Source organism: Halogeometricum sp. CBA1124, assembly GCF_009741955.1.
In the GTDB taxonomy this organism is placed as follows: Archaea; Halobacteriota; Halobacteria; order Halobacteriales; family Haloferacaceae; genus Halogeometricum; species Halogeometricum rufum.
Genome location: NZ_WPCD01000272.1, coordinates 1 through 4,022, shown reverse-complemented (window position 1 = coordinate 4,022; position 4,022 = coordinate 1). Strand labels below are relative to the sequence as shown.

Here is a 4,022-nt window from a genome sequence, read left to right as displayed (position 1 = left end):
CGGGGAGCGAGACGAGGCGGTCGGCCGCCACGAGTGCCCGTTCGGCGAGGCCACCGTGGTACAGCGAGAAGTTCTCGCAGAGGTTCTCGGGGCCCTCGCGGCAGAAGCGACAGGTGCCGCACGTCTCGTTCGGGCAGAGGACGACCCGGTCGCCGGGTTCGACGCCGGTCACGCCGTCGCCGACGGCGCGCACCGTCCCGGCCACGTCGAGTCCGCTGACGAACGGCAGGTCCGACGCGTCCACCATCGCGGAGTCGCCCTGCAGAATCCACAGGTCGTGGCGGTTGATGGAACAGGCCTCGACGTTCACGACTGCTTCGCCGGCGTCTGGGTCGGGGTCCGGTCGTTCGAGTACCTCCACGCCGTCGGGTCCGGTCAACTCGGCGAACGCTGCGGTGCGCATCGTCCCGCCGTTGGGCCGCCGGGTCGATAACGGTGGTGCCGACGCGTGGACGACGACGGTGCCGACGCGTGGACGATGGCGGTGCCGACGCGTGGACGACGACGGTGAACGAGGCAGAACGAACCACTCGTAGCCGAGTGAATCGCGGGGCGTCGCCGGCCGTCGGGGGTCGCGTCCGACCGCGTCTCTCGGTACCGGATGAACGGGATTTAAGCGCGCGTCGTTCGCAGTCACGGACGCATGAAACTCCACGAGTATCAGGCGAAGGACGTCTTCGCCGAGGCCGGGATTCCGGTGCCCGAGTCCCGCCTCGCGACGTCGGTCGACGAAGTGATGGAGGCGGTCGCGGACATCGGTTACCCGGCCGCCATCAAGGCGCAGGTCCACGTCGGCGGGCGTGGCAAAGCGGGCGGCATCAAGATAGCGACGGACGAGGACGAGGCGCGCGAGGCCGCGGAGGATATCCTCGGGATGGACCTCAAGGGCTACACCGTCGAGAAAGTGCTCGTCGAGGCCGGCGTCGACTTCGAGAACGAACTGTACGTGGGAATCACGATGGACCGCGGCGAGGGCGAACCCGTCGCGATGGTCTCCACCGAGGGCGGCGTCGACATCGAGTCCGTCGCCGAGGAGACGCCCGAGGCCATCGCCCGCGAGCACATCGACCCCGCGTTCGGTCTGCACCCCTACCAGGCCCGGAAGGTCGTCTACGAGGCGGGCATCCCCCGCGACGTGGCGGGCGACGTGGCGTCCATCCTCTCGACGCTGTACGACCTCTACGAGTCGAAGGACGCCTCGGACATCGAGATAAACCCGGTCATGATAACGTCGGACCGCGAGGTAGTCGCGGCCGACGCCGTCATGAACATCGACGAGGACGCCCTGTTCCGGCACCCGGACCTCGCGGAGATGGAGGACGAGGCGGCCGAGGACGACCTCGAACGGAAGGCCAACGAGTACGGCTTCGACTACGTCCGCCTGTCGGGTAACGTCGGCATCATCGGCAACGGGGCCGGCCTCGTCATGACGACGCTGGACCTCGTGGACCACTACGGCGGCGAACCCGCCAACTTCCTCGACATCGGCGGCGGCGCGAAGGCCGAACGCGTGGCCAACGCCCTCGACATGGTGTTCGCGGACGAGAACGTCGACGCCGTCGTGTTCAACATCTTCGGCGGCATCACCCGCGCGACGAAGTCGCCAAGGGCATCAACGAGGCGCTGGAGTCCTTCGACGAGATTCCGAAGAAGGTGGTCGTCCGACTGGCGGGCACCAACGCCGAGGAGGGGATGGAGATTCTCAACACGGACCTCGTGGAGGTCGAAAAGACGCTCGAAGACGCGGTCCAACGGGCCGTCGAGAACGCACAGGAGGCAAGCCAATGAGCATTCTGGTGGACGACGACACGCGCGTAGTGGTACAGGGAATCACGGGTGGCGAAGGGAAGTTCCACACCCAGCAGATGGTCGACTACGGCACGAACGTCGTCGCGGGCGCGGTGCCCGGCAAGGGCGGCGAGAAGGTCGACGGCATCCCCGTCTACGACACGGTCAACCAGGCCGTCGAGGAGGAGGACGCCGACGCCTCCGTCGTGTTCGTCCCGCCCGCGTTCGCGGGCGACGCCATCTTCGAGGCACTCGACACCGACCTCGACCTCGTGGTTGCCATCACCGAGGGCATCCCGACGCAGGACATGGCGAAGGTGAACAAGCGACTCTCCGAGGTCGACACCCGCCTCGTCGGTCCGAACTGCCCCGGTCTCATCACCCCCGGCGAGGCCAAACTCGGCATCCTGCCCGGCAACATCTTCGAGTCCGGCAACGTCGGACTGGTCTCCCGGTCCGGGACGCTCACCTACCAGGTCGTCTCGAACCTCACCGACCGCGGCATCGGCCAGACGACGGCCATCGGTATCGGCGGCGACCCCATCATCGGCACGTCGTTCATCGACGCCCTCGAACTGTTCGAGGCCGACACCGACACCGACGCGTCGTGATGTGCGGCGAAATCGGCGGCGAGGACGAAGAGCAGGCCGCGAAGTACATCGCCGAGAACATGGACACGCCCGTCGCCGGCTTCATCGCGGGCCGCACGGCACCGCCGGGCAAGCGCATGGGCCACGCGGGCGCCATCGTCTCCGGGTCCGGAACCGGGACGGCGGAGTCGAAGATTTCGGCGCTCAACGACGCGGGCGTCCCCGTCGGCGACACGCCGAACGAAGTCGCCGAGTACGTCGAAGACTTCCTCTAACGGCGCGGACGCGCCCGACCCGACCGTCTCTTTCTTTGCGGAGTTCAGTTCGACAGCCGCGCCAGACAGTCGTCGCAGAACGTCGCGTACGGCGGGTTCGGCGCGCTACAGCGCGAACACACGCCGTCGGGCGTCCGGTAGGACTCGCCGCCCCGGTCCGCCGGCGACTCCGGCGGACGCGACGACGGGTGGGACCCGACCGACCGACGGGTGCCGCGTGGCCCGCGCCGCCCGGACTCGAACTCCTCGTCCATCTGGAGCAGCACTCGCTCGACGAACGGGTCGTCGCGGAGTCGTTCGAGCGCGCGAACCAAGCCGACGTACAGTAACGTGGGCGCGACGATGCAGAACCCCGTCAGGAGGAGTCGGAACGTGACCTCCCAGCCCATGCGGTATGCAACCGTTAGGCATACTTGTCTCTGTCGCCGTCGGACGGCGGCGTTCGACGGCTGGAGCCCCTCACTCGCAGATTCCGAAGCGGCGGCCGCGAGGTGTCCGCGCGTGACGAGTCGCCGCAATCGGCGGACGACGGCCGCATCGTGCGAACGTTTCCCGTGCGCGTCACCGGCCGACCACGACTCGATATAGTAGTCAGCTTACACGAAATTCTCACTCGGTGCGAACGAGTGGAGAATTTATGACTGGAACTATCCACCCTCCAGCTATGAGGGACGAACATACGACGCCAGCCACTCCCGAGATGCTGCCGGAATCCATCGTCTCGCTGGTCGCAGAGCTAGAGGGCGTCGGCGTCACAGACATTCCACCGCTCGCGTCCGTCGTCGACCCGGACGCACTCGTCGCACTCTTCGACGGGCCCGAGAGTGCCAGTTCGAGCGTCGTCGAGTTCGACTACGCCGGCTACCGAATCGTCGTCCGCGGAGACGGCAACGTCCGTGCGCTCGAAGCGACGCCGGCCACCGGCACCGGTCTCTGCAACGCCGACTGAGTCCGTTCTCACGCCGCTACGTCCCGTCGTCTCGCCCTTCCAGTCGTCGGTACCGCCGTTTTTGCAACTGTTCCGATTGTAACGGTACCAACGTGTCAATACGGAGTATCCGCCGGGCACTCCGTACGATTGCACACGTCCGTGCCACCCGGTCCCCCTCCCGGCCGGACGGACGTGTGCAGGTGCCTCCTCGGCACCGCACCGTCGCCCCCTCCCCCGACGGTTCGCCCTCCGCCCCGACCGCCCGGGCCGCCGGTCCGGGTCGGTCCCCACGCCGGAGCGTCGGTTCCCCCGCCCCGACACGCCGGCGTCTCCCCCTCCCCCCTCGCTGCGCGACCCGGCCCTCCACAATCCGTCGGCGACTCCGCCGACACGTCGCCCCCGCCGACGCGCCAGACTCTCCGGCGGCGCGCCGGTCCA

Annotated in this window: 3 protein-coding genes and 2 pseudogenes; 3 read left to right on the top strand and 2 right to left on the bottom strand. The window is 68.0% G+C overall.

What is annotated here, in order from left to right:
- The coding region (locus GJ632_RS20140) for an alcohol dehydrogenase catalytic domain-containing protein (RefSeq protein WP_191453861.1) at positions 1 to 403 on the bottom strand (403 nt) is incomplete at its 3' end.
- A 240-nt stretch (positions 404 to 643) separates the two neighbouring features.
- Here GJ632_RS20140 and sucC point away from each other — a divergent pair.
- Both sucC and sucD read left to right on the top strand, forming a co-directional pair.
- Positions 644 to 1,788: pseudogene (gene sucC / locus GJ632_RS20135) on the top strand (ADP-forming succinate--CoA ligase subunit beta).
- Positions 1,785 to 2,653, top strand: a pseudogene (gene sucD, locus GJ632_RS20130) (succinate--CoA ligase subunit alpha). The pseudogenes sucC and sucD overlap by 4 nt, the downstream one beginning before the upstream one ends.
- Before the next feature lie 44 nt (positions 2,654 to 2,697).
- On the opposite strand, the gene GJ632_RS20125 reads toward sucD, so the two are convergent.
- On the bottom strand, positions 2,698 to 3,042 hold the full coding sequence (locus tag GJ632_RS20125) for a zinc ribbon domain-containing protein (protein ID WP_191453860.1): 345 nt from the start codon (positions 3,040 to 3,042) through the stop codon (positions 2,698 to 2,700).
- A gap of 275 nt (positions 3,043 to 3,317) precedes the next feature.
- On the opposite strand from GJ632_RS20125, the gene GJ632_RS20120 reads away from it, so the two are divergent.
- Positions 3,318 to 3,602, top strand: a complete 285-nt coding sequence (locus GJ632_RS20120) for a HalOD1 output domain-containing protein (RefSeq protein ID WP_231751713.1) — start codon at positions 3,318 to 3,320, stop codon at positions 3,600 to 3,602.
- Positions 3,603 to 4,022: the final 420 nt, after the last annotated feature.